Source organism: Janthinobacterium sp. CG_23.3, assembly GCF_046115965.1.
GTDB lineage: Bacteria > Pseudomonadota > Gammaproteobacteria > Burkholderiales > Burkholderiaceae_D > Janthinobacterium.
Genome location: NZ_JBJXIB010000229.1, coordinates 1 through 3,419, shown reverse-complemented (window position 1 = coordinate 3,419; position 3,419 = coordinate 1). Strand labels below are relative to the sequence as shown.

At 72.2% G+C, this 3,419-nt stretch carries 3 protein-coding genes; all 3 read right to left on the bottom strand.

All coding sequences use genetic code 11. The features are described 5' to 3' along the window. Nucleotides 1–165: 165 nt before the first annotated feature. The 3 genes from ACFDR9_RS27235 to ACFDR9_RS27225 are packed head-to-tail and all read right to left on the bottom strand — an operon-like array spanning nucleotide 166 to nucleotide 3,310. Nucleotides 166–1,065 carry an efflux RND transporter periplasmic adaptor subunit gene (locus ACFDR9_RS27235; protein ID WP_409033011.1) on the bottom strand — a complete coding sequence of 300 codons (900 nt, stop codon included), beginning with the start codon at nucleotides 1,063–1,065 and terminating at the stop codon, nucleotides 166–168. 30 nt (nucleotides 1,066–1,095) lie between these two features. Further along, nucleotides 1,096–1,296, bottom strand: coding sequence for a DUF1656 domain-containing protein (locus ACFDR9_RS27230; protein ID WP_409033010.1), 201 nt, complete (start codon nucleotides 1,294–1,296; stop codon nucleotides 1,096–1,098). Next, nucleotides 1,286–3,310 carry an FUSC family protein gene (locus ACFDR9_RS27225; protein WP_409033012.1) on the bottom strand — a complete coding sequence of 675 codons (2,025 nt, stop codon included), beginning with the start codon at nucleotides 3,308–3,310 and terminating at the stop codon, nucleotides 1,286–1,288. The genes ACFDR9_RS27230 and ACFDR9_RS27225 overlap by 11 nt, the downstream gene beginning before the upstream one ends. Nucleotides 3,311–3,419: the final 109 nt, after the last annotated feature.

The following is a 3,419-nucleotide window of genomic DNA, read 5'->3' as shown; positions in this document are numbered from 1 at the left end:
GGGGGGTGGTTTCACTGCTCGTCGCCCCTCTCCCCCCCCCACCGGTCCCGGCACACGTGCGCGCGGCCGGGGCCAAGGGCGCCGCCCGCGAATTCACCGGCGGGCCGGGCGCGGCGCCGCCCCCGCTCCAGCAGCGCGCGGCCGTCGGCGGTGACGAGTAAGGTTTTACGCCTTGGATTTTATCGAAACCGCCGGCGCCCTGGCGCCGACGACGACGGTGCAGGTGGTGCCGACCACCAGCGTCTGCCCCGGGGCCAGCTGGTCGATCTGGATGCGCACCGGCACGCGCTGCGCCAGCCGGACCCAGTTGAAGGTCGGGTTGACGTCGGCCAGCAGCTCGTGGCCGGTGCCGGCGTCGCGGTCGGTGATGCCGTGCGCGATACTCTCGATGTGGCCGCGCATGGCGCCGCCGCTCATCATGTCCATCCGTACCGGGTCGCCCGCCCGCAGCCGCGCCAGCTTGGTTTCCTCGAAGTAGGCGACGACGTAAAACGAGGCCCGGTCGATCACCGCCAGCTTGGCCGCGCCGACGGCGGCGAAGTCGCCGGCGTGGACGTTCAGATTGGTCACGTAGCCGTTTGTCGGCGCCCGCACCACGGTGCGTTCCAGGTTCAGCCGGGCCAGCTGGCGCGCCGCCAGCGCGGCCTGGTACTGCGCCGTGGCGCCGGCGGCGGCGGACTGCGCCGTCTCCAGGCTTTCGGTCGAGACCACGCTGGCGTCCAGGCCGGCGCGCCGGCCGGCTTCCTTGCCGCGCCGGCCCTGTTCGATTTTCTGCGCCGCCAGCACGGCGTCGGCCTGGGCTAGCGCGCTGACGTAGCGTTCCTTGTCGACGACGAACAGCGGCGCGCCTTTCCGCACCAGTTGGTTGTCGCGCACCAGCACCTCGGTGACGCTGCCGGCGACGTCGGCGCCGACGTTGACGACGTCGGCCTTGACGCGGCCGTCGCGGGTCCACGGCGAGTCCATATAGCGCTGCCACATGGCGGCGCCGCTCCACAGGGCCGCGCCCAGCAAGAGCAGGGTGATGGCGTAGCGGATCAGGGTGTTGGGCAGCTTGCTTGGCATGGGGGCGGTTTCCTTCGATGGGATCATGGTTCAGGTGTAGAGCGGCAGCACCAGCGCGCCGAGGATGCAGACGAACAAGGACAGGCGCACCAGCGACGGGTGCCACGCCAGGCGGTACAGGCCGAGTTTGCCAAGACCCCGGTCGGCCAGCATTTGCAGCGCCATCGCGGCGATGAACAGCGGCAGCAGGGTCGGAATCAGCACGCCGAAAATGGCCAGTTCACGCGGCATGGTGCGCTCCTTCGGTGGTCTGTGGCGGTTGGTCGAGTAGCGAGGTGTAAATCGAGTGCAGGTCGGCCAGCGCGGTGCGCAGCCGGGCCGCGCGCTGCGCGTCGGCGCCGGGCAGGGCCTGGCGCACCGCCGCGCCGGCCAGCAGCAGCGCGTCGAGCGCGGCGCGGCAACTGGCCGGCTCGGGCGCGCGCAGGTAGGCGGCGATCAGCGCGACGCCGTGTTGCAGCGCGGCGCTGGCCGGGCTGGCCGGCGAGCAGGCGATCAGCGCGCGCATCTCGATCACCGAATGGCCCAGTTCCAGCAGCGTCAGGCCTTGCCGCAGCACGGCGCGGGTGGCTTCGGCCGGGACCGGGCCGGCGGCCGCGTTGAGCTGGTTCAGCAGGTCGCGCACGCGGCCGTCGAAGCGGTGCTTCAGGCGCCGCGGGCCGGCCTCGCAGGTGCGCAGCGCTTCGCGCCACAGCGCGCCGGCGACGAGGCGCCGGTTGCCCATCGTGTGCTCGGGCAGCAGCAGCGCGAAAATCAGGTAGGCCAGCACCACGCCGAGCAGCAGCGCCAGCGCGTTGTTGAGGAAGGCGGCGCCGTCCAGCCGCATCAGGTTGGCGGGCGTGACCACGGTGGCGACGAACAGGTTGATGCCGATGCCGACGCCGGCCTGTTTCGGGTTGGTGCTCAGGTAGCTGCCCAGCATTAGCGGCGGCAGCATGGCCAGCACCAGCATCGGGTAGCCGTCGGCCCGCACCAGCACGAAGAACAGGCAGGCGAACGACAGCGGCAGCGCCACCACGAAGCCGCTGAGGATTTGCCGCACCATCATGGTCGGGCGCGGCGACGACGAGGCCAGCGCGCAGAAGATGGTGGCCATCAGCATGGTGGTGCCGGCGTACGGCCAGGCCAGGTAGTACCAGCCGGCCGCCAGCAGCAGCAGCGTCAGCGCGGCGCGCGCGCCGCTGGCCAGGACGATGGCCGGCGGCGTCTTCGGCGTGTAGGCCAGCGGATCGCTGAGCTGCTGGCGGCCGGTGTCGCTCAGGCCGTCGTAGACTTGCTGGAAGGCGTGCAGGTTCAGCGCGAAGCGTTGCAGCAGTTCGGCGGCGGTGTCGAAGGCGATGCGCTGCGCGCGGTCGGGCCGGCCGCGTTCCAGCGCCGCGCGCGCCAGCGCCAGCGCGGAGCGCTGCCGCGCCGCCGCCGCGTCCAGGCTGGCCAGCGTGGTGGCGCCGCGCAGCGCGCCGGCCAATGGCGCGTGCAGCGGTTCGATCAGCGCCAGCAGCGGCGAGCCCGGTTGCTGGCGCAGCCGGTGTAGCAGGCGGTGCAGCGTGTAGAAGGTGGTCAGCGCGGCCAGGAAGGCGGTGTTGAAGGCGTGCAGCCAGCGGCTGTCGGCGCGCCCCCGGCCGGCCTCGAAGAAGGCGGCGGCGCGGCCCGACTCCAGCGCGGCGATGTCGGCGGCGAACTGCAGGTGGGTCAGCTCGACCTCGGCCGGCGCCAGGCGCCGCTCCAGCACTTCGTGGCAGAAACCCAGCAGGCGGGCGTAGCGCGCCTGCACGGTGCGCATTACCTGGGCGCCCTGGTGGCGCGGGAACAGCGCGTCGTTGATGACGGCCGAGCAGATGATACCCAGGCCGACTTCGGCCACCCGCGTCACCGCCAGCGCGAACACCTGCGACGGCTGGGCGATGGCCGGGATGGCGATCATGCAGGCGGTGTAACCGGCCAGCACGAAGCTGTACGACTGGGCGTTGCGGAACATCGCCGCGCCGCTGGTGCACAGGCCGACCCACAGCGCCAAGCCGAGGAACAGCGCCACGCTGTGCTGCGCGAACGCGGCGATCAACAGCAGCGCGCCGGCGCAGCCGACCAGGGTGCCGAGCAGGCGGTAGAAGCTTTTTTCCAGCACCATGCCGCTGCTGGGCAGCGCCAGGATGAAGACGGTGGCCATCGCCGAGTTGGGCGAGTCGAGGCCGAAGCGGTAGGCCAGCCACAGGGCCGAGAAGGCGGCCAGCATGGTCTTGGCGACGAACATCCAGCGTTCGCCCTCGCTGTCCAGCCAGTCGGGGGGGGGGGGGGGGGGGGGGGGGGAGGGGGGAGGGGGGGGGGGGGGAGAGGGGGGGGGGGGAGGGAGGGGAGGAGTG

Bases quoted from the DNA above. Each gene is read 5' to 3' on its own strand.
- ACFDR9_RS27225 (WP_409033012.1), bottom strand. From the start codon at position 3,310: ATGTTCGTCGCCAAGACCATGCTGGCCGCCTTCTCGGCCCTGTGGCTG.
- ACFDR9_RS27235 (WP_409033011.1), bottom strand. From the start codon at position 1,065: ATGCCAAGCAAGCTGCCCAACACCCTGATCCGCTACGCCATCACCCTG.
- ACFDR9_RS27230 (WP_409033010.1), bottom strand. From the start codon at position 1,296: ATGCCGCGTGAACTGGCCATTTTCGGCGTGCTGATTCCGACCCTGCTG.